The following is a 20104-nucleotide window of genomic DNA, read 5'->3' as shown; positions in this document are numbered from 1 at the left end:
GGACAGAAGTCAAGCTCCTGCTTTTTCATAACATAAGAATATCGCTTATATAAATTTACAGATATATACGGAAGCTAGTACGCTGACAATATACCCGACCAGACCAGCGGCAAAGGAGTGCCGCATCTTCTTTACGGCAGTAACCCCAAAATACAGGGCTAAAACATAAAAGATGGTTTCACAGGTGCCGACCATGATGGCTGCGCAGGTTCCCGCAAAGCTATCGGCACCGTTATCTGCCATAATCCGCTCCATAAGCACCAGAGAGCCGCTGCCGGAAACAGGACGCAGCAAAATAAGGGAAATCAATTCTTTTGGAATGTGAAAAAAGTTGAAAAGAGGCGAAAGAAGGCCCTCAAAAAATTTCATGGCTCCAGAGGAAACTAAGGCTTCAATTCCGACAAATATGGCAATAATAAAAGGCATGATGTCCACTGCTGACCGCAGTCCATCCTTCGCGCCATCTACGAAGCAGTCATAGATGGACACCCGTTTATACAGTCCGTAGACGATAACCAGGGTCAGGATTCCCGGAATAAAAAAATAGGATAGGGTGCTCAAAAACTGTGACATATGGATTCTTCCTCTCTTCTGAATGGTTGACTGAGGCTCTTACAGCCGTTCTAGGCCTGTTTGGGGGGCAACCCTATGGTTTAGACTGTCGCCGCTCAAAAAACTTGCATACTAGGATGGAGGCTGCCATGGATAGAAATCCTACCAGGATAGAAGGAATGATGATGGATGAAGGGTCAGAGGAGCCCAGCTGTGATCGAATCTTGATAACGGTAATAGGCACCAGCTGGATCATAGACATATTCAAGGCTAGAAACATGCACATGGTATCACTGGCTGTATCACTGTAATGATTTTCGGCATCTAGTCGTTCCATGGCCTTTAGAGAGAATACCGTGGCGCTGTTTCCAGCACCAAAAATATTGGCCATGAAGCTCATGAGCATGATGGCAATGGTCTCGGCATTGTGCTCCTTGGGAAAGAGGTAGCGGATAAAGGGCATGACGAGACGGGCTGCCGCATCGATGAGCCCAGATTTTTCGGCTATTTTCATGATACCGCACCAGACGGCCATAATACCAGACAGACCGATGACAAACTCCACCGCGCGGGTACAGCTGTCTAAAAGACCGTCTGTAAAAGCGGGAAGCGTATTGTTAATTAAGGAAAAGAAAATGCCGATGCAGACCATTCCTGCCCAAATATAGTTCATCAATGTAAATCACCCCTGTTATTATTTTATGGAGGAAATATCGCTGAATGTTTGATATTTCATAGATTTTATAAAAAGCTACGATTTAAATGAGAAATCATGTGAACCAAGCACGTCTCATAGCGGCTTTTTTATTCCACCAGTTATAATATTATTCTGGAGTTTAAAATAAATGTTGAATTTTTACAAATTTGGGTAGATAATATACATACCGAGAGGGAGGTGAATGTATTGGAGATAGCCTTAACCTTGAAAGACTTAGGGTTGATTTTAATAGGGACAGGCCTCATCGTGCTGTTGATGTACTGCATTGGTTTTATCAGGCACCTGACGGTAACTATTAAGCATACCAATAAGATTTTAGAGGACACGCAGGTAATAACGGCCATAGCTTCTGAGCGAGCCCAGGAGCTGGATGAAGCGGTGGGTGAGGTGGCTCAATCGGTCAGTCAGATGGCAGACGTCATGAAAGGAAACCAGAGCACCATAGCGGCTTTGTCTTCCATCGTAAACGCCGTCATGTCTCTGAAAAATATTTGTACAAAGAAAAGCGATTCGAGCGAATAATTATAAATTCGGACGTTGACATTGTATAACTTGAATGTTAAAATTAGGAAGTACAAAAAGAAGTGTAAAGAGAAGAGCTTTGCATAGAGAGGAGGAGTAAGAATGAAAGCTACGGGCATTGTTAGAAAAGTGGATGAACTGGGGCGTATCGTATTACCTATTGAGTTAAGAAGAACGCTCAACATAGAGATTAAAGATCCCATCGAAATCTTTGTAGAAGGGGAGTACATTTTGCTGAAGAAGTACGAACCAGCTTGTGTTTTTTGTGGTAACGCAAAGAATGTGAAGCATATCAAGGATAAGAATATCTGCGAGGATTGCATTAAGAAAATTAAAGAACTGTAATTTTTAACCAAAGGTGAAATAAAAAGACCTCCGGTATTCCAGCAAAAAAGCGCTGGAAGAAAGGTGGTCTTTTTATTTACCGCAAATTTGTCATGGAATAAGAGAAGGGAAAAGCAAAATCTTACAGTTGTGTTACAAATATATTTTTTCTAACAAAAGTATGATTTGGTGTGATATTATCATAATAAAGTAAAGAGAAATGCATACTTTAATATGGATATTGTGAAAAAGAAGGGGATCAAAATGAAGACGATGAAAGCCATGATGTGTGTTGGATGGATTGTTGTGCTCACTGCGGCCATGCTGCTCTCCGGCTGCGGCGACAAGAACCAGAGCGGTTCTACCATCGATGAACCTGAGATCACCGCAGATTATCTGGAAGGTGATTATGTTAATCAGTTGCTGCGAGATGGAGCAGAGCATGTCTTTGGCAGTATTAGTCTTTCAGAAGGGGCAGATGGTTCTACAACGGTACAGGTTGCGGCCAAAGAATATGTAGAGGACCCGGATCAGCCCAACGGATTTTTCATTGAAGATAAAAATTACAGCGTGTCCTATGGACTGCCTGCGGAAGCTCGGTGCACTTTTTTGTCAGGAGGCTCCAGTCTGCCTCAGGTGATGACAGCAGAGCAATTCGTCAAGGCATATCAGGAGGATGTAGCAGAGTATAGCCAGAAAAATTCAGGTTATGCTAATCACAAATTGTATGATATGTACATTATGGGAGATCAAATCGAACTGATGTTGGAACGGTATATTCCATAGTAAAATAAATTTTATAGAGATTTATGTAAAAAGGTGTGGCGGACGCTGCACTTTTTTGTATATAATTAGATGATATACGAAAGAAGAGGTTTTCTTTAGAAAAACCTCTTTATTGCCACTAAGTTTTGACACGGTCCAATCATAAGATAAGGAGGACATAATATGCCGGTTCCAAATCCCGTTGCATTTACGCTTTTTAATATAGATATCAGGTGGTATGGTATTTTGATTGCCATAGGCATCATCTTAGCGACACTCTTGGTGTACAAGCGGGCGCCTCGCCACGGAATTGAAGCGGAGCGCTCTTTGGATTTCATCTTGATTTGTGTACCTGTAGGTATTCTAGGAGCGAGACTGTATTATGTGCTTTTTAACTGGACATATTACGGAGGCGATTTTTACAAGATTATCAATATCCGGGGAGGGGGTCTAGCCATTCACGGTGGACTGATTTTCGGTCTGCTGGCAGCTGCGATACTTAGTAAGATATGGAACTATAAGCTGCTGGATTTACTAGATTTAGCTATGCCTCCTGTAGCCTTGGCTCAAGCCATTGGACGCTGGGGCAATTACTTCAACTCAGAGGCCCACGGCGGACCTACCAATTTACCCTGGGGGATATTGGTGGACGGACAGCGAGTGCACCCGACCTTTTTATATGAATCCCTGTGGTGCTTGCTGCTCTTTTTCCTTTTAAGCTATGTAGACAGCAACCGCAAGTTTGCTGGACAAGTGCTCTTGATGTATGGCATTCTCTATTCTCTGGAGCGGTTTTTTGTGGAATATTTGAGAACGGACAGCCTGATGCTCTTCGGCATCATCAAACAGGCGATGGTCTTTAGTGCGCTGGTGTTCGTCCTCTGTCTGGTGGTCTATATTATTCTCAGCAGGCGTTCCAAGCGAGCAGGCAAGATTTTCTACGGAAGCTACAGTAAATACACCGGAAAGTTTAAACAATAATATTAAGGAGAAAAACATGAAATTAGGAATAGTTGGATTACCAAACGTAGGGAAGAGCACGCTGTTTAACGCCATTACTAAAGCCGGCGCAGAAGCGGCGAATTATCCTTTTTGTACCATTGAACCCAACGTAGGCGTAGTCGCAGTACCAGATCAGCGGCTGCAAGTGCTGACGGACATGTATAAAGCTAAACGAACCGTCCACACCAGCATTGAGTTTTACGATATTGCGGGATTGGTAAAGGGTGCCTCGAAGGGAGAAGGTCTGGGCAATAAGTTCTTGGGCCATATCCGGGAAGTTGCGGCTATCATTCATGTGGTGCGTTGTTTTGAGGACCCCAACGTGGTTCACGTAGATGGAAAGATTAATCCATTATCGGATATTGAAACCATTAACATGGAACTGATTCTCTCCGATATGGAGGTAGTGGAACGGCGGCTACAACGAACGCAGAAAAATCTGAAGGGAGATAAATCGCTTCAGGGGGAGCTGGACATTTTGCAGAAAGTTCTATCGGTGTTAGAAGAGGGCCTATCGGCTCGAACCATGGAGCTGACAGAGGAAGAAGAAAAGTTCGTGAAATCCTTGGAGCTGCTTTCCTACAAGCCTATCATCTATGGGGCCAATGTGTCGGAGGAAGAGCTGGCAGAAGGCAGTGAGAATGAATATGTGCAGCAGGTTCGCGCCTTTGCTGCTACGGAAGGCTCTGAGGTGGTGGTCATCTGCGCTAAGGTAGAGGCTGAAATCTCTGAGTTGGAAGAAGAGGAAAAAGAGATGTTCCTAGAGGAGCTGGGTATACAGGAATCTGGCTTGGATAAGCTGATTAAATCTTCCTATCACCTGCTGGACCTGATCTCTTTCCTGACAGCGGGAGAGCCAGAGGTGCGGGCCTGGACGATTAAGCGGGGAACCAAGGCTCCTGGGGCAGCGGGCAAGATTCACACGGATTTTGAACGAGGATTTATCCGGGCAGAGACCATCGCTTATGACAAACTCCTGGACTGTGGTGGTAATTTAGCTACGGCTAAGGAAAAAGGGCTGATTCGCTCGGAAGGTAAGGAATATGAAGTAAAGGATGGAGATGTAATACATTTCCTGTTTAACGTGTAGGAATTTTAAGACCCCGGAAAATCAATGAAAATGTTGATTTTCCGGGGTCTGTTTATTTTTTTATTCCCTTTTAAGGTTCTTTCAACGGCCTAAAAACTCCCTGAATCATGTCGGTGCGCATCCGGATTGCACCAGGATTGCACCAAGAAAAGTTTCAAAAATTTACCTGACACCTATTCGTGAAGACGCAATTCGATCAAATTGGCGACAGAGAATTATTAGTAATCGGAGTCGGAACTGTCGTTTCCCAATTCTTCCCGAGTGCCAACGGGATGAACATCTGCTGAGGCAGGATTATAAATATCTCCATCTTTGCTGGAGCGAGTTTTCACATTCATTTTATCACCTCCCTTCAAAATTAGGATAACCAAGAAATTTGAAATTATTTTTTACTAGCCATTCTAAGTTTAGAGGTCAGCCAATTTATACCTGTAAGAAAGAGTTCTCTGTGTTGGAAAGTGGGCAAATATCTCGATGTGACACATTTTGCTGAATTATGTCGAAGCATATCTGTTGAAATATGGAATAATTAGGAATATGATAAAACAAAGAGGGAGAAAAGGAACATGTATAAAGGAAGAACAATAAAAAGGCTTGTAGTTGAAGAAAGAGATGTTTTTGGGAATTTAATAAGTTGTACGTCAAAACTGTATAGTTACAACGACGGCATGGAAAATTTACAAGGAAGAGAAACCGAAGAAGTTGTCAAAGAAGTGCACCGAGAAGGATTTGTGCAAGTTGAGTTTTCAGGGAGGAAACCAATTGTTTTTTATTGATAGGGATTGTTCAATTTTTACAGTAAAGAATGGTTGCAGCCTAATTCGCTAGCAAAATCTGAAGACGGAAGCGTAACTTTATAAAAAATTTTAAGCACTTTGGAAACAGAGTGCTTTTCTTTTGCCAGTGAGCAAGGCGCCCTTCTTTCTTGGGCTTTACAACATTCGGCAACTTAATGTATAATGGAATGAGTTTGAAGAAGTCGGCAGGGGGCGGTGCAGCTAGGGCACCAAAGGAGGAGAATATGGAACTGGTAAAAGAGTTAAATAAATATTTTGATCATACACTGTTGAAGCCGGAGGCTACAGAAGAAGATATCCGCAAGCTTTGTGCAGAGGCACTAGAATATAATTTTTATTCTGTCTGCGTAAATGGCTGCTATGTCGAACTGGCATCTAAGCTGCTGGAGGGATCTGACGTAAAGGTGGCTGTAGTGGTAGGCTTTCCACTGGGGGCAGGGGCTACAGAGGCCAAGGCTTTTGAAACGGATTGGGCTTGTGGTTTGGGAGCAGATGAAGTTGATATGGTCCTGAACGTAGGCGCTTTAAAAGAGGGACGTTATGAGGACGTAAAAGAGGACATCCTCTCCGTCGTGACCTTGGCGGAGGAAAATAATGCGATTGTTAAGGTAATTCTAGAGACTTGCCTGCTGACAGATGAAGAGATTATTAAAGCGTGTGAGCTGTCTGTGGAAGCAGGCGCCGCTTTTGTAAAAACGTCTACAGGGTTTTCTACTGGCGGTGCTACGGCCCATCATGTAGCCCTCATGCGTCAAACTGTGGGCAATCAGGCGCAGGTGAAGGCTTCCGGAGGAATCCGTGATCTAGAGACAACTTTAAAGATGATTGAATCTGGAGCAGATCGGATTGGAGCCAGCGCTTCGGTGGCGATTATGGAGGCCTATCGACAGAAGTAGAAATTGGCGGCCAGCGGCCGCTTTCTTTCTATAATTAAAGCCTAGTAAAACTATAGAAATTGTAAGAAAAGGAATAAAGAATATGTTGGATCAATTTTCAAGAACGCAACTACTGCTGGGGCAGGAAGCTATGGACAAACTAAAGAAGGCCAGAGTGTTGGTTTTCGGCATTGGCGGTGTAGGAGGTTATACGGTAGAAGCTCTGGTTAGGAGCGGAGTGGGGGCCTTTGACTTGGTGGATGATGATACAGTATGTCTGACCAATTTAAACCGTCAGATTATCGCCACGAGAAAGACCGTAGGCCAGTATAAAGTAGATGTGATGAAAGAACGAATATTAGATATTAACCCAGATGCTCAGGTTCAGGTACACAAATGTTTTTATTTGCCCGAGACGGCGGATCAGTTCGACTTTTCTGCCTATTCCTATGTGGTAGATGCAGTGGATACAGTATCCGCTAAAATTGATATCATTGTCAAGGCAAAAGAGGCGGGGGTACCGGTAATCAGCTGCATGGGTGCTGGAAATAAGTTGGATCCTTCCCGGTTAAAGGTAGAAGATATTCACAAGACTTCCATGTGCCCTTTGGCTAAGGTTATGCGCCAAGAACTGAAAAAGCGCGGCATCAAAGGGGTAAGGGTAGTTTATTCTACCGAAAAGCCAAAGCTGCCGCTGGAGGATCAGCATGCCAGTTGTAAAAACAACTGCATCTGCCCCCCAGGCTCACAACATACCTGCACTCAGCGAAGAAGCATTCCTGGCAGTACGTCCTTTGTGCCCTCGGTAGCGGGCCTGCTCATAGCTGGGGAAGTTATTCGGGAGTTATCTGGCATAGGGGATATAACAGAATAGAGGACGGTCGAGAGACCAGCCGTATACTATAGAGAAATCTTCATTTGGTTATAGGTGATGCCTATGGCTAGATGAAGATTTTTTGCATTACTGATTTCTTTTAGTTCTTGTTATAATGGAAGACAGGCAGGAGTTCTTTCTGAAAAAAGGGAAATGCCTGCGCAAATTTACTGAAAATTTATATTGACAGATGAAAGTACCCATACTATAATTTAATTACATATAAAACCTATCGGATAAGTAGGAATATAAAATTAAATTAGCACCCAACGGCGGAGCGATGATAGCGGAAGTCATAGGGGCCATATAGAATAGGGAGGTAAATACTATGTCAAAGATTAAAGAAAGCGCAGTAGAACTTATCGGGGGAACGCCATTGCTGAAATTAAACCGATACAGCCAGCGGGGCGGGGTAAAAGACGTTACCATTCTGGCAAAATTGGAATACTTGAATCCGGCTGGATCCGTTAAAGATCGAATTGCTTTGGCCATGATTGAAGATGCAGAAAAGAAAGGGATTTTAGCGCCGGGAGCGACGATTATTGAGCCCACTTCGGGAAATACCGGTATTGGTTTAGCGGCTATTGCCGCAGCCAAGGGATACAAGTCCATCTTGACCTTGCCGGAGACCATGAGCGTAGAGCGGAGAAATCTGCTGAAAGCTTATGGTGCTGAGTTGGTGCTTACAGATGGAGCCAAAGGCATGAAAGGCGCTATTGAAAAGGCAGAAGAACTGAAAAGCAGCATTCCGGGTGCTGTTGTTCTAGGACAGTTTGTAAACCCAGCTAATCCAGAAGTCCACAAAGCCACTACGGGACCAGAAATCTGGCAGCAGACTGACGGCAAGGTTGATATCTTTATCGCAGGTGTCGGTACGGGCGGTACAATCACTGGTGTAGGCCAATACTTGAGAGAGAAAAATTCGGATGTACAGATTATCGCTGTAGAGCCAGCAGCCAGTCCGGTACTGTCAGGGGGCGCCCCAGGGCCCCACAAGATTCAGGGCATCGGAGCCGGATTTGTGCCAGTAGTATTAAATACGGATATCTATGATGAAGTTCTGCCTATTGAAAATGATGACTCCTTTGCGGAAGGCAGAGAATTTGCTGTCAGCGAAGGCATCTTGGTGGGTATCTCCTCAGGTGCAGTCTTAAAGGCAGCTAAAATTGTAGCAGCTAGGCCAGAAAACAAAGGCAAGACCATTGTTGCCTTGCTGCCAGACTCCGGGGATCGCTATTTGTCTACCCCACTGTTTGGAAACTGATTGTAGAGGAAACTTGTAGTTCCCGTTTAGTGGCATTTTAACTGTGGCTTTTATGAGATTCCGCTAATACTGTGAAAGGTATTGGCGGAATCGTAAAACCCCAGATTAAATTGCCCTATTTTTTTAAAGTTAATTCATATTAAAACGATATGAAAAATATGAAAGGAGGAAGAGCACATGAGTGTCCCTGAAATAAAGATTGAAAATGTATCTATGATATATGAAGCCTCCGGAGAGAACGTTACTGCCTTGCAGAATATCAATTTGGAGATTCAACAGGGAGAATTCATCTCCCTGTTAGGCCCCTCCGGCTGTGGGAAGACTACCCTCCTGCGAGTCATTGGCGACTTGCTGCAAGCGACTTCTGGTCAAGTATCCATTGGCGGCAAAACACCAAGCCAGATTCGGAAGGAAAAGAGGTATGGCATGGTTTTTCAAAACCCAGTCCTGTACGATTGGCGAAAGATTAAGGATAACGTTGCGCTGCCTCTGGAAATGATGAAGGTGGACAAGGGGGAGCGGGAGCGCAGGAGTCAGGAGCTGCTGGCCCTAGTCGGCCTAGAGGAGTTTCAAAACTGTTACCCCAGAGAACTGAGTGGCGGCATGCAGCAGCGTGTTTCCATTGCTCGGGCACTGGCCGCCGATCCAGAAATCTTATTGATGGATGAACCTTTTTCTGCCCTGGATGAGTTTTCCAGAGAAAAGATGAATGAAGACATTTTGCAAATTTGGAGTCAGACTAAAAAGACCGTGGTCTTCGTGACCCATAGTATTCCAGAAGCAGCTTTTTTATCCGACCGGGTGTGTGTGCTGACTCCCCATCCGGGCAAGCTAGCTGATATTATTCCGGTTCCTTTTCCACGGCCCAGAAGCCGAGAGTTGCGAAATAAGGCTGAATTCTTCCAGTTGGTGTCCAGCATCCGGAACAGTTTTCAGGAGGGGCTCACATGAAAAAGCTGCGCATTCTTTTAATCTTTGTCTTCTTAGGCCTCTTGTGGGAAGGGGCTGCCTGGGCAGCTGATTCTGCTTCGGGTCTTGGCAGCTCGTGGATAAAGCTTCCATATCTGCACCATGTCTTATTGGCTATGTTTCAGGAACGACAGGTGCTCTGGCCTCAGAGCATATCCACCTTAGTCAGTGCAGGAAAAGGGTTTTTGCTGGGGGCATTGGTCGGGGTACTGACAGCCATCACTATGAGCGGATCCAGGTGGGCAGAAAAAACAATCTTCCCCTATCTGATTCTGGCCCAGATGCTCCCAGTGCTGGGGCTAGCCCCTATGGTGTTCGGCATGGTACGGGACGGGGATTTGGCTCGCGTTATCATCGCGGCATATATTACTTTTTTCCCGGTTTCTGTAAATATGCTAAGTGGGCTGAAAAGTGCGGAAAAAGAAAAGCGGGAGCTGATGTACAGTTATTCGGCCAGCAAGATTCAGCTATATAGCAAGCTGTTACTGCCGTCGGCTGTGCCCGGGTTATTCACGGGTTTAAAGATAGCGGCACCGCTGTCTATTACTTCGGCTATTTTGGTGGAGATCATGGGGGCAAACAGTGGTGTAGGCATTTTAATTTTAAGGAGCCTTTATTACGGTTCTGCTCAGGCAGCAAACTTTTGGGCCACCGTTTTGGACAGTGCTTGCTTAGGCATTTTTAGTTATATCTTTATTGTCAGCATAGAGCGAGCTTTCGCCCGCTGGACTAAAGCAGCGCTGTAAGAATGGTATCTTTGCAGAAAGGAGGGATAAGCGATGAATAAAGGGAATGGTACGGATCGGCTGATGCCAATCGCAGCAGGAGTAATGTTCTTTCTTTTTTGGCAGCTGGGAATTTTTCATCTTTTATTGGGGGTGGAATTGTATCAGCTGCCGCTGCCATCCAGCATTGGAGCCACCATCGTGGATAAACTGCCGGTGCTGCTGGCTTATAGCTGGGTGACGCTGACGGAAGCGGTTTTCGGCATTTTAGTCGGTTCGCTCTTGGGATTTATCGTAGCTGTTTTAGCCACGGTATTTCCCAAGTGGGGGTATGGCGGGCTCTTTGTCTTATCGGCGTTAAATGCGGTGCCTATTATCGCTTTAGCACCTATTATGAACCTGTGGTTCGGGGATGGACTGTCCGGTAAAATCGCTGTAGTAGCTATTACCACCATGGCGGCCATGGCCTTTAACGCCTATAGAGGCCTTAATGAATTAAAGCCTTTTGCCGAAGATCTGATGCAATCTTATGGCGCTTCCAGGTGGGTGATTTTTTATAAGCTGCGGCTGCCAAACAGCGTCACTCATATGGTGACTGCTATGAAAATCAATGTGACAGCAGGGATGATCGGAGCCATCATCGGAGAGTTTTTCTATTCATCCAAGGGTTTGGGCTACATGATTTCCAATTCGGTAAAGGTAGCCAGAATGTCGGAAGGCTGGGCAGGCATCTGCTTTGCAGCATTGATTGGCATTGGCTTGTACAGTGCTGTCAGCCTCGTTGAAAGATATAAGTTGAAGTGGCACGCTTCTCAACAAATAAACTAAAGATAGGAGAGATATTATGAAAGGAATTAAACGAATCATCGGAATAGGATTGGTGTTGGCCTTGACCACCACGCTGCTAGCCGGCTGCGGAGCCGGAGCAGAAGATAATAAGGAGGGCAATCAGGCGGATTCAGGAAATGCCACTGTGCGTTTGCAGTTGAAATGGCTGCCGCAAACTCAGTGGATGGGCTATTACGTGGCTCAGGAAAAAGGCTATTATGCGGAGGAGGGCATTGATATTGAGATCCTGCCGGGAGGGCCGGATATCGTGCCGGAGCAGCAGGTAGCAAACGGAGCGGCGGACATCGGTATCGGCTGGGTAGGCGGAAGCCTGCTGCCCCATCAAGATCAGGGCTTCCCTTTGGTGGAAATTGCTCAGATTGCGCAGAAAAGCGGCTTGTACTTAGTGTCGGAAAAGGAAAAGGGCATTGAAAGTCCAGAAGATTTAGCTGGTAAAAAAATCGGTGTGTGGTTCGGCGGCTGGGAATACGAGATATTAGCCTTGCTGAATAAATATGGTATTGATTCGGACCAGGGTGTGGAATTGACGAAACAAGGCTATACCATGGATCAACTTTATCAAGGGCAGATTGATGTGGCTACTGCTATGTCCTACAATGAATATATGAGCATTTTGGAGTCCGGCATCAGTGAAGACGACTTAAATGTTATTGATATGAACGACGAAGGAGTCGCCATGCTGGAAGATTGCTTATTTGCTAACCAGGATTGGTTGAAGGAGAACAAGGAATCTGCCGTAAGATTCCTGCGAGCTACGCTGAAAGGCTGGCAATATGCGGTGGAGCATCCAGAAGAAGCCACAGATATCGTAATGAAATATGTAGATACCACCAGTACGACCCGGGAGCACCAACTGAAACAGGCACAGGAAATCAGCAAGTTGGTCAAGCCAGAAGATTTAAATCTGTCAGATATCGGCTATATGGATGAAGAAAAATTACAGCAGACCGCTGATATTGCGTATCAGTTTGGTGTAGTGAAAAATAAGCCAGACCTTTCTAAGCTGTACACTACTGAAATTTGGGAACTGGCTACCCAGGAGAAATAGGGCTGGGGAGCAAACCGCAGTCAGTAGAAAAGGAGAGAAAAGCATGGTAAAAATATTGGTGAGCAGCTGCCTGTATGGGGAGCATGTGCGATATGATGATGGGGATGTTCCGTGTTTAGACGAACGATTCCTGAAGTGGAAAGAGGAGGGGCGTTTTGTCCCTGTCTGTCCGGAGGTATTTGGCGGACTGCCTATCCCTCGTCCGGATTCTCAGCGAGTGGGAGAAAAGGTGTTGTCTTGCACCGGTTTGGACGTAACGAGGGAATACACCCTAGGGGCAGAAGAGTCCCTGCGGCTGGCAAAGGAAGCCCAGGTTGGCTTTGCTTTGATGAAGGCAGATAGTCCTTCCTGCGGCAACCGCTTCATTTATGACGGGACTTTTACTGACACCAAGAAGGAAGGCGTGGGCCTGGCGGTGGAATACCTGCAAAGAGCAGGATTTACCGTGTTTAATGAAGAGGAGTTGGATCAGGCAGAGGCCCTGTTAAAGGACCTAGAAGAGAAGGATGGTGAATGATTCAGGGCCTAAACTGATATAGGTAAAGAGATAAGAAAAAGGAGTGCCATTTACAAGGCTTTTAGAAAGCCCTGTGAATGACACTCCTTTTTACGAACTGTTTGTTGGGAAATTTGGCAGTCTCCCTGGTCTGGTCCGGCAAATTTGCTATGGAATTCAGAGCCTTAGCGGCCCGCGCAGGCAGGGCTTCCCAACCCAGCCGTGAAAAAGAAATAGATGCGCCGGCGCCCGTCGGCCCTCACCCTGAAACAGTCCCTTGGTGGGAGTCTGTCAGGGCCTCAGCCCCTGGCCATAAGCCAGGATACACCGGCGCTCTGTTTTACGGGGCATTCTGTCCAGAGGACGTTTGCCCTGTCATCTTCAGCTAAAAACCTCTAAAGCAGCTGGAGCAAGACGTGTTCGCGCCCAGCACGGATGGGTTCCTGCTTGAGTTTCTGCTTCGGCAGCTGCAATTGCTTGGGCGGTTAGAGGCCCCAGCAGTTTGGTTTCCATTACCACACTGGCATTCCTGTTCCAGCTCTTCCTCTTCCTCTTCTTCGCTTTCCAGCTCGCTGTCGGTGCCTTCACATGGGAAAATAGCTTCACAGGCATTAATGCACAGCAGAGCCTGTTTCAGGACCTGCACATCTACTGTCGGTTCTACGGCCACGGCAGTATCCAGCACTAGCCGCAGAGCGTCATTGTCACTGTCAGGTATCAAGCGAAGTATTGGATTCAACAGGTTCATGTTGGCACCAAAGTTGAATACGATCCGAGGGGTCATGCCGCCGGATGCGCAAGGGATACTAATCTTTGGTACGGACAAGTTGACTACCGGAATATTAGCACAGATTGGAGTTGGGCAGAACGTACTGAAGGTCGCCCGGAAGCAGCAGATAGTACCGTTAGTATTAACTGTACCCTCTACGATAAACTCGGCCTGGAATATCCACGGACCTGCACAAGAGATTAGGAAAAATGCCTTGGTCGGCAGATTATTCTCTGCACAAGGCTTTTTAATGATATCCGGCAGGATAGAATCAACGGAAGCCTCATAGGAACCGTCGAAGTTGAACAAGCTGTCTACTGGGAAGCCGTCTACGGTTACCTGATTCGGACTCAGGCATCCCGGATGCTCCAGATTGAAAGATGTTACTCGAACGCGGCTTCTTAAGATTGTAAATACGGCGTTTTCATCCAGCTGGCAGGTGGCAGCCCCCAGCACGTTGCCGCAATTACAGTTGCAGTTACAGTTAATACCTTCTCGCCGATTTGGATCTCTGTCACAACCCCAATTCCCATTGGAATCAAAGATGCTGTCGCGATTTCGATCGCGACGGCAGTTGCACTCCGCCCCTAATACTTCTTCGCAGAGATTATCGGTTTCCTGTGATCTCAGCGGGGACAGTAACAACTGGGTCTGGAATGTAGCTGGTGACGTATTTAGATTGAATACTAAGGGACTTGCGACCCCTTCGCCCTTTGAATACACTTTATTTACATATAACAGATGGTTCTTGGATTCTGCGAAATTCAGATCGTCAAGATCGAGAGAAGTTCCACAGATTTGGGAAAGACCATTTGTGCATCCTGGAGGACAAGAATGGTTCTTCATAATTATTTACCTCACTATATTTTGATTTTATAGCAAAATGAAAAATCATTTTGCTATGTACTTTTTACACTGCCCCTATACAGACTGCCATGTTTCAATATATGAGGGTGGTTTAGGAAAAGTTACATGGGGGCAGCCCCTATTGCTGCTAGAGATGAAAAAAGATGTTGAGACAAGATATTGAGGGCAAATCAAAAGATAGCTACAAGATATTGTAAAAGAATAAAAAAATTATCGAGGAATATTTAAGAATTTGTTAATGAGTGGATGAAGAAGACCAATTTTTTGCTTATTTTGTTGCCAAGTGGAGCGTTGTGGAGTATAGTGGAAGAAAGTAAAATTTGATAATAGACGATAAGAGAAGAATAGGACAATATAAAATCGAGTGAAGAAGATTCTCTGGCATACAGGGTACAGGTGAGCAGATGTTGATGGGAAAATACCAAAACTCAATAGATGCTAAAGGGCGGATGATTGTTCCGGCTAAGTACCGGGAAGAATTAGGCTACCGCTGCGTAGTTACTAGGGGGATGGACAAGTGTCTGTACATCTACCCTATGGTTCAGTGGGAAAAGTTTATGGAGAAATTAGCCAAATTGCCTACCGCCGACGCCAACGCCAGGGCTTTTGTGCGCCATTTTTACGCCAATGCGGTGGAGGGCGACATCGACAAGCAGGGCCGCCTGGGGATACCTCAGGAACTGCGGGAATATGCAAACATTGAAAAAGATTTAGTAACGGTGGGACTATTGGATAAAATAGAAATTTGGAGCAGGAAGGAATGGTCTGAGGCTGAAGAAGAAGCAGAACTGAGCCCTAACAACATTGCAGCCCAAATGGCCGAATACGGCATTTGATGAAAGGGGATGGAACATGGAGTTTAAACACGTGTCTGTTCTGTACGACGAATGTATGAAGGGGCTTCAAGTGAAGCCAGAAGGCATTTATGCAGACGGCACCTTGGGCGGAGGCGGACATGCTTCTGGCATATGCAGCCTGTTGGGGCCAGAGGGCCTACTTATCGGCATTGACCGAGATCAGGATGCGCTGAATGCGGCGGCTGGTCGGCTGGAGCCTTTTCCCTGTCGGAAAGAATTTGTACAGGATAACTACTCCAATATTGCTGAAATATTGGACAAGCTTGAACTACCCGGTATTGACGGGGCATTGCTGGATTTAGGCGTTTCTTCCTTCCAGCTGGACAATTTTGAACGGGGATTTTCCTACATGCAGGAAGCTCCTCTGGACATGCGGATGAATGCAGAGGATGCTTTGACAGCGGAAGAGGTGGTCAACACCTATTCCAAGGACGCGCTGACAGAGGTCATCAAGACCTACGGCGAAGAACGGTGGGCATCCCGTATAAGCGAATTCATCGTAAAGGCCAGAAACCAAGAAGCAATAAGAACTACGGCAAAGTTGGTAGACGTGATTAAGGCAGCTATTCCTGCTTCGGCCAGACGAGAGGGGCCCCATCCGGCCAAGAGGACCTTTCAGGCCATACGAATTGAAGTAAATGATGAATTGGGTCACCTAGAGCGGGCGGTGGAAGCGTTTTGCGATGCCCTCAGACCAGGCGGCCGACTTTGCATCATTACTTTTCATTCTTTGGAAGACCGTATCGTCAAGGAATACTTTAATCGACGGTTGAACCCTTGTACTTGTCCCAAGGAATTTCCGCTGTGCACCTGCGGAAAAGTGACAGACATGGTAAAAGTGACAGGGAAACCAATTGTTTCTGGAAAAGAAGAGCTAGAAGAAAACCCTAGGGCACGAAGTGCCAAACTTAGAATTATTGAGAAGAAGAGGTGAAGACGGATGATGCCTGCTGAGAAATGGTACGAGTACCAGGACAATTACAAGAAATATGGCTTTGATATGAAGCCAAAAAAGCCTCAAAAGGTTAAGGTGAAAAAAAAGTCCAGCGTGACGCCCAAAGATCGAATCGCTATCCTGTTTCTCACAGTGGTGGTGGGGGGCCTTTGTGTATCGGCCATCATCATGACGGCCTATGCGGCCAGCGTAAAGTATGATATCAACAATATCATCAAAGAAAATCAAGTGATAATCGGTGAAATTGAAAATTTGACCGTGCAGCTGAATAAGGCAAATAACATACAGGCTATCGAGTACAAGGCAACTACCGAACTAGGCATGGTATACCCGGATCCCAACGATTTTGTTTACATTTCGGCAGAGGAAAAACCAGTTAAGGATTTTGCTTTATTGCTGAAAGAGGAAGCATATAATTAGCTTTAAATGGAATAATAGTTTTTAATAGAAATATACTAAATTGAAGTCTTTTAACTGCATATGGAATGGAACCGGACAATTAAATTAACAGCAATTTTTTAGTCCGGTTTGATTTTTATGGAAGAGGAAATTAGGAAGAAATAGATGAACAATCCCACACCAAACAGTGTAAAAAAGAGAATAATAGCCGGTTTTTTGATGATCTGCCTGGTGACGGCAGGCCTGTCTTTTCGGGTGGGCTGGGTGCAGATTGTAGACGGAGCAGAGCTTTCTAAAAAAGCGGTGGAGTCTCAGACCAGAGATGTGCCCATTCCGGCAAAGCGAGGTGCTATTTACGACCGGAACGGAAAGGAACTGGCCGTCAGTGCGGTGACTTTCTCTGTATGGGCCAGGCCTGATAAGGTTCGTTTTGGCAGTAAGAAGCTGAGCGAGGAAGAGAACATCGATAAGACGGCGGACTTTTTGGCAAAACAGCTGAATATGACCAGCGAAGATGTCAAGAAAATTATCAGCCAGAACAAGGCCCTGGTCAAAGTGGCTAAATACGTGGAAAAAGACATCGCAGACGCTGTTCGCCAGGAGGGCTTGCCAGGCATTGAAATCGCCGAGGACGTAAAACGATATTATCCGTTGGGGTCCTTTGCCTCTCAGGTGCTGGGCAGTGTTACTGATGATAATAACGGGCTGGCAGGTTTAGAGTTGAGATACAACCAGTACCTCAGCGGCGTTCCTGGCAGATGGATAAAAAACACCGACGTAAACGGCAATGGGCTGGCTTACGGCATGGAAAAATATTATAAAGCGGAAGACGGACTGAACCTGGTGTTGACCATCGACGAAGTCATCCAGCATTATGTAGAAAAATCTCTGGATATCGTCCAGCAGAAAACCCAAGCGGATCGGGTTATGTGTATCATGATGGACCCGAAGACCGGCGATATTTTGGCTATGGCCATGACGCCGGACTATGACCCGAACGATCCAAGAGTACCGACGAATCCGGAACAGGCCACCTATGTAGAAACCCTTCCGGACAGTGAAAAGTTGAACTATTGGAACGCTATGTGGCGGAATCCCATGGTCAGCGATACCTATGAACCCGGATCTACCTTCAAGCTGGTTACCACTTCCATGGCCTTGGAAGAGCAGCTGACTACGCTGACAGAACAATTTGTCTGCCACGGTACCTATACCATTGCCGGGACGCTGCTGAAATGCTGGCGTTATTATCAACCTCATGGAGTGGAAACGTTGGTGCAGGCCGTAGGTAACTCCTGTAACCCGGTCTTTGCTGAACTGGCCTCCAGGTTGGGAATTGAAAAGTTTTATCAATATCTGGAACTCTTTGGCATTAAAGATAAGACCGGCATCGACTACCCAGGGGAAGGCTCCGCCATCCTCCAGAACAAAGACACAGCAGGTCCTGTAGGGTTGGCCACCATGGGCTATGGCCAAGGTGTGGCTGTTACCCCAATCGAACTCATCACTGCGGTTTCCAGCTTTGGTAACGATGGAAAGCTCATGCAACCTCGGCTGGTGAAGCAGCTTACCGATAGTGACGGTAATGTCGTAGAAAAGTTTGATACCAAAGTGGTTCGTCAGGTAGTCTCCAAAAAGACGGCAGAAGAAATGCGCTTGATTATGGAAAGCGTTGTTTCTGAAGGCGGAGGCGGAACAGCAAAGGTTCCAGGATATCGGGTCGGCGGAAAGACAGGTACCGCCAACAAGCCGAAAAACGGGGCCTACAGCGAGGAGACCTACTCCTCCTTCATCGGCATGGCTCCGATGAATGACCCTCAGGTAGCGATTCTCCTTATCGTGGATAATCCGCAAGGGGTAAAATTCGGAAGCCAGACAGCGGCGCCAGGCGTGAAGCTGATTTTAGAAGATACTCTCAGATATTTAAATATACAGCCTTCCTACACACAGGAGGAAGAGGCTCAGATGAACAGCGGAAAAACTGTCGTGCCAACTGTAACCGGTATGAGCTTTGAAGAAGCCATCGGTGTTTTGGGCGGCGTATCCCTGACGTATACCATTTCACCGGCATTAGGTGAAGGAGAAAGCCTGGGCGAGGTGGCCGTAGTGGATCAGTATCCAAAGGCCGGCGAGAAAATAAGCGCAGGTGGAGCAGTATATTTGTATAGGGAGTGATTATAGGTGACCATAGAAGTTTTCGGTATAACGGGAACCAACGGAAAAACCACCGTATCATACATGCTGAGAAGCATATTGGAAGAGGGAGGCAGAAACTGCGGGCTAGTGGGGACCATAACCCATGCCATTGGACAGAAAGAATACGATGCATTGAACACTACACCATCCAGTGAGGTGCTGAAAAAGTATTTCACGGAGTTGGAGAGCCAGCAGATTGGAACCTGTGTTATGGAGGTGTCTTCCCATGGATTGGATCAGGGGCGCATTGAGGGAATACCGATTCATTATGCTGGTTTTACCAATCTGACCCAGGACCATCTGGATTATCACCTGACCATGGAAAATTATTTCCAGGCCAAGGCAAAGCTTTTTTATAAGGCGGAGCGAGGCATGGTCATTAACGTGGATGACGCTTACGGGAAACGACTTTACGAAAAACTCTTAGAGGATCAACGGCGAGAACATATCGCTCCAGAGATCCGAATTGAGTCGGTTTCTTTCCAGGATTCAAAGGCCGATTATTTCGGCAAACTCCTGGAAAATACTATAGAGGGCATCTTGCTGGAGCCCTTCGAGAAGGGCAGTTCTTGGGGGCCTGTAGCGATTAGTCTGCCAGGCAGGACCACGGCTTACAATGGAATGTTGGCGCTGGCTTTAGCGAGACAGGCCGGACTTTCCAGGGAAACGGTCACCGCAGGGCTGCGCAAGCTGAAAGGTGTCCCGGGACGGTTTCAGAAGATACAGAATAACCAAGGCATTCACGTGGTAGTGGATTTCGCCCATACGCCAGATGCCCTAGAAAACTTGCTGAAAACCGCAGGAGAGCTTCATGACGGCCGGCTGATTTGTGTGTTTGGTTGCGGAGGCAATCGGGACCGGGAAAAACGCCCCATCATGGGTCGAATCGCTGGCAATCGCAGCGGCTTCTGCCTGATCACTTCCGATAATCCTCGATTTGAAGAACCGATACGGATTACAGAGGAGATTGAGGTCGGAGTAAAGGAGGCGGGCTGCCCATACACGGTAGAGCTCGACAGAAAAGAAGCCATCCGAAAGGCCATCGATATGTATGAGCCGGGAGATTTAATTGTCATAGCCGGAAAAGGTCATGAGAAATATCAACTGATAAACGGGAAAAAGCTGCCTTTTGACGATGAAAAGGCCGTGGAGGATATCATCCGGGAACGGGTGGAAAAGAGAGAGTGAACA

Annotated in this window: 22 protein-coding genes; 19 read left to right on the top strand and 3 right to left on the bottom strand. The window is 46.3% G+C overall.

The genetic code is table 11. The annotated features are described in order from the left end of the window. Nucleotides 1-45: 45 nt before the first annotated feature. The gene (locus tag Ami103574_RS12785; protein ID WP_163067359.1) at nucleotides 46-573 is read right to left on the bottom strand and encodes a spore maturation protein; all 528 of its coding nucleotides are present in this window, start codon (nucleotides 571-573) and stop codon (nucleotides 46-48) included. Between the two features lie 73 nt (nucleotides 574-646). Continuing rightward, nucleotides 647-1225, bottom strand: coding sequence for a nucleoside recognition domain-containing protein (locus Ami103574_RS12780; protein WP_163067358.1), 579 nt, complete (start codon nucleotides 1223-1225; stop codon nucleotides 647-649). 231 nt (nucleotides 1226-1456) lie between these two features. Between Ami103574_RS12780 and Ami103574_RS12775 the strand changes: the two genes are divergently transcribed. From Ami103574_RS12775 to Ami103574_RS12710, 14 genes are all read left to right on the top strand, one after another. Beyond that, nucleotides 1457-1792 (top strand): hypothetical protein, encoded by a 336-nt coding sequence (locus tag Ami103574_RS12775; protein ID WP_163067357.1) that lies wholly within the window; start codon nucleotides 1457-1459, stop codon nucleotides 1790-1792. A gap of 102 nt (nucleotides 1793-1894) precedes the next feature. Continuing rightward, entirely contained in the window at nucleotides 1895-2137 is a 243-nt protein-coding gene (locus tag Ami103574_RS12770; protein WP_162362799.1) for an AbrB/MazE/SpoVT family DNA-binding domain-containing protein, read from the top strand. A 243-nt stretch (nucleotides 2138-2380) separates the two neighbouring features. Further along, nucleotides 2381-2902, top strand: coding sequence for a hypothetical protein (locus tag Ami103574_RS12765; protein ID WP_163067356.1), 522 nt, complete (start codon nucleotides 2381-2383; stop codon nucleotides 2900-2902). Between the two features lie 162 nt (nucleotides 2903-3064). Beyond that, nucleotides 3065-3862, top strand: coding sequence for a prolipoprotein diacylglyceryl transferase (lgt, locus tag Ami103574_RS12760; RefSeq protein ID WP_163067355.1), 798 nt, complete (start codon nucleotides 3065-3067; stop codon nucleotides 3860-3862). A gap of 16 nt (nucleotides 3863-3878) precedes the next feature. Then, nucleotides 3879-4973 carry a redox-regulated ATPase YchF gene (gene ychF / locus Ami103574_RS12755; RefSeq protein WP_163067354.1) on the top strand — a complete coding sequence of 365 codons (1095 nt, stop codon included), beginning with the start codon at nucleotides 3879-3881 and terminating at the stop codon, nucleotides 4971-4973. Nucleotides 4974-5539: 566 nt separating this feature from the next. Next, nucleotides 5540-5749 (top strand): hypothetical protein, encoded by a 210-nt coding sequence (locus Ami103574_RS12750; RefSeq protein ID WP_163067353.1) that lies wholly within the window; start codon nucleotides 5540-5542, stop codon nucleotides 5747-5749. A gap of 245 nt (nucleotides 5750-5994) precedes the next feature. Further along, nucleotides 5995-6666 (top strand): deoxyribose-phosphate aldolase, encoded by a 672-nt coding sequence (gene deoC, locus Ami103574_RS12745; protein WP_163067352.1) that lies wholly within the window; start codon nucleotides 5995-5997, stop codon nucleotides 6664-6666. An 82-nt stretch (nucleotides 6667-6748) separates the two neighbouring features. Next, nucleotides 6749-7519, top strand: coding sequence for a tRNA threonylcarbamoyladenosine dehydratase (locus Ami103574_RS12740; RefSeq protein ID WP_163067351.1), 771 nt, complete (start codon nucleotides 6749-6751; stop codon nucleotides 7517-7519). 328 nt (nucleotides 7520-7847) lie between these two features. Then, nucleotides 7848-8783, top strand: coding sequence for a cysteine synthase A (cysK, locus tag Ami103574_RS12735; protein WP_163067350.1), 936 nt, complete (start codon nucleotides 7848-7850; stop codon nucleotides 8781-8783). Nucleotides 8784-8960: 177 nt separating this feature from the next. Next, nucleotides 8961-9734, top strand: a complete 774-nt coding sequence (locus Ami103574_RS12730; protein WP_163067349.1) for an ABC transporter ATP-binding protein — start codon at nucleotides 8961-8963, stop codon at nucleotides 9732-9734. Further along, complete coding sequence (locus tag Ami103574_RS12725) at nucleotides 9731-10498, top strand: ABC transporter permease (RefSeq protein ID WP_163067348.1); 768 nt, start codon at nucleotides 9731-9733, stop codon at nucleotides 10496-10498. The genes Ami103574_RS12730 and Ami103574_RS12725 overlap by 4 nt, the downstream gene beginning before the upstream one ends. 33 nt (nucleotides 10499-10531) lie before the next feature. Then, nucleotides 10532-11305, top strand: a complete 774-nt coding sequence (locus tag Ami103574_RS12720) for an ABC transporter permease (protein ID WP_163067347.1) — start codon at nucleotides 10532-10534, stop codon at nucleotides 11303-11305. A 16-nt stretch (nucleotides 11306-11321) separates the two neighbouring features. Further along, nucleotides 11322-12374: an ABC transporter substrate-binding protein gene (locus Ami103574_RS12715; RefSeq protein WP_163067346.1), complete on the top strand. Its 1053-nt coding sequence runs from the start codon at nucleotides 11322-11324 to the stop codon at nucleotides 12372-12374. A gap of 43 nt (nucleotides 12375-12417) precedes the next feature. After that, a complete protein-coding gene (locus tag Ami103574_RS12710; RefSeq protein WP_163067345.1) occupies nucleotides 12418-12891 on the top strand; it encodes a DUF523 domain-containing protein in 474 nt (157 codons plus the stop codon). 364 nt (nucleotides 12892-13255) lie between these two features. Here Ami103574_RS12710 and Ami103574_RS12705 read toward each other — a convergent pair whose 3' ends face one another. Next, a complete protein-coding gene (locus tag Ami103574_RS12705) occupies nucleotides 13256-14485 on the bottom strand; it encodes a hypothetical protein (protein ID WP_163067344.1) in 1230 nt (409 codons plus the stop codon). Between the two features lie 431 nt (nucleotides 14486-14916). On the opposite strand from Ami103574_RS12705, the gene mraZ reads away from it, so the two are divergent. From mraZ to Ami103574_RS12680, 5 genes are all read left to right on the top strand, one after another. Further along, nucleotides 14917-15342 (top strand): division/cell wall cluster transcriptional repressor MraZ, encoded by a 426-nt coding sequence (mraZ, locus tag Ami103574_RS12700; protein ID WP_246213147.1) that lies wholly within the window; start codon nucleotides 14917-14919, stop codon nucleotides 15340-15342. 16 nt (nucleotides 15343-15358) lie between these two features. Beyond that, entirely contained in the window at nucleotides 15359-16297 is a 939-nt protein-coding gene (gene rsmH, locus Ami103574_RS12695; RefSeq protein ID WP_163067342.1) for a 16S rRNA (cytosine(1402)-N(4))-methyltransferase RsmH, read from the top strand. Nucleotides 16298-16303: 6 nt separating this feature from the next. Then, on the top strand, nucleotides 16304-16738 hold the full coding sequence (locus tag Ami103574_RS12690; protein ID WP_163067341.1) for a hypothetical protein: 435 nt from the start codon (nucleotides 16304-16306) through the stop codon (nucleotides 16736-16738). A 144-nt stretch (nucleotides 16739-16882) separates the two neighbouring features. Then, nucleotides 16883-18892: a penicillin-binding transpeptidase domain-containing protein gene (locus Ami103574_RS12685; RefSeq protein WP_163067340.1), complete on the top strand. Its 2010-nt coding sequence runs from the start codon at nucleotides 16883-16885 to the stop codon at nucleotides 18890-18892. 6 nt (nucleotides 18893-18898) lie between these two features. Continuing rightward, entirely contained in the window at nucleotides 18899-20101 is a 1203-nt protein-coding gene (locus Ami103574_RS12680) for a UDP-N-acetylmuramoyl-L-alanyl-D-glutamate--2,6-diaminopimelate ligase (RefSeq protein WP_163067339.1), read from the top strand. Nucleotides 20102-20104: the final 3 nt, after the last annotated feature.

Source organism: Aminipila butyrica (assembly GCF_010669305.1).
GTDB lineage: Bacteria > Bacillota > Clostridia > Peptostreptococcales > Anaerovoracaceae > Aminipila > Aminipila butyrica.
This window is presented reverse-complemented; position numbering and strand designations above follow the sequence as displayed.

Excerpts from the sequence above, each read along its gene's own strand:
- lgt (WP_163067355.1), top strand. The coding sequence starts at position 3,065 with ATGCCGGTTCCAAATCCCGTTGCATTTACGCTTTTTAATATAGATATC.
- rsmH (WP_163067342.1), top strand. The coding sequence starts at position 15,359 with ATGGAGTTTAAACACGTGTCTGTTCTGTACGACGAATGTATGAAGGGG.
- ychF (WP_163067354.1), top strand. The coding sequence starts at position 3,879 with ATGAAATTAGGAATAGTTGGATTACCAAACGTAGGGAAGAGCACGCTG.
- Ami103574_RS12750 (WP_163067353.1), top strand. The coding sequence starts at position 5,540 with ATGTATAAAGGAAGAACAATAAAAAGGCTTGTAGTTGAAGAAAGAGAT.
- Ami103574_RS12705 (WP_163067344.1), bottom strand. The coding sequence starts at position 14,485 with ATGAAGAACCATTCTTGTCCTCCAGGATGCACAAATGGTCTTTCCCAA.
- Ami103574_RS12715 (WP_163067346.1), top strand. The coding sequence starts at position 11,322 with ATGAAAGGAATTAAACGAATCATCGGAATAGGATTGGTGTTGGCCTTG.
- Ami103574_RS12725 (WP_163067348.1), top strand. The coding sequence starts at position 9,731 with ATGAAAAAGCTGCGCATTCTTTTAATCTTTGTCTTCTTAGGCCTCTTG.
- cysK (WP_163067350.1), top strand. The coding sequence starts at position 7,848 with ATGTCAAAGATTAAAGAAAGCGCAGTAGAACTTATCGGGGGAACGCCA.
- Ami103574_RS12720 (WP_163067347.1), top strand. The coding sequence starts at position 10,532 with ATGAATAAAGGGAATGGTACGGATCGGCTGATGCCAATCGCAGCAGGA.
- Ami103574_RS12780 (WP_163067358.1), bottom strand. The coding sequence starts at position 1,225 with ATGAACTATATTTGGGCAGGAATGGTCTGCATCGGCATTTTCTTTTCC.
- Ami103574_RS12690 (WP_163067341.1), top strand. The coding sequence starts at position 16,304 with ATGATGCCTGCTGAGAAATGGTACGAGTACCAGGACAATTACAAGAAA.
- Ami103574_RS12765 (WP_163067356.1), top strand. The coding sequence starts at position 2,381 with ATGAAGACGATGAAAGCCATGATGTGTGTTGGATGGATTGTTGTGCTC.
- Ami103574_RS12740 (WP_163067351.1), top strand. The coding sequence starts at position 6,749 with ATGTTGGATCAATTTTCAAGAACGCAACTACTGCTGGGGCAGGAAGCT.
- deoC (WP_163067352.1), top strand. The coding sequence starts at position 5,995 with ATGGAACTGGTAAAAGAGTTAAATAAATATTTTGATCATACACTGTTG.
- Ami103574_RS12770 (WP_162362799.1), top strand. The coding sequence starts at position 1,895 with ATGAAAGCTACGGGCATTGTTAGAAAAGTGGATGAACTGGGGCGTATC.
- Ami103574_RS12730 (WP_163067349.1), top strand. The coding sequence starts at position 8,961 with ATGAGTGTCCCTGAAATAAAGATTGAAAATGTATCTATGATATATGAA.
- Ami103574_RS12785 (WP_163067359.1), bottom strand. The coding sequence starts at position 573 with ATGTCACAGTTTTTGAGCACCCTATCCTATTTTTTTATTCCGGGAATC.
- Ami103574_RS12685 (WP_163067340.1), top strand. The coding sequence starts at position 16,883 with ATGAACAATCCCACACCAAACAGTGTAAAAAAGAGAATAATAGCCGGT.
- mraZ (WP_246213147.1), top strand. The coding sequence starts at position 14,917 with ATGGGAAAATACCAAAACTCAATAGATGCTAAAGGGCGGATGATTGTT.
- Ami103574_RS12710 (WP_163067345.1), top strand. The coding sequence starts at position 12,418 with ATGGTAAAAATATTGGTGAGCAGCTGCCTGTATGGGGAGCATGTGCGA.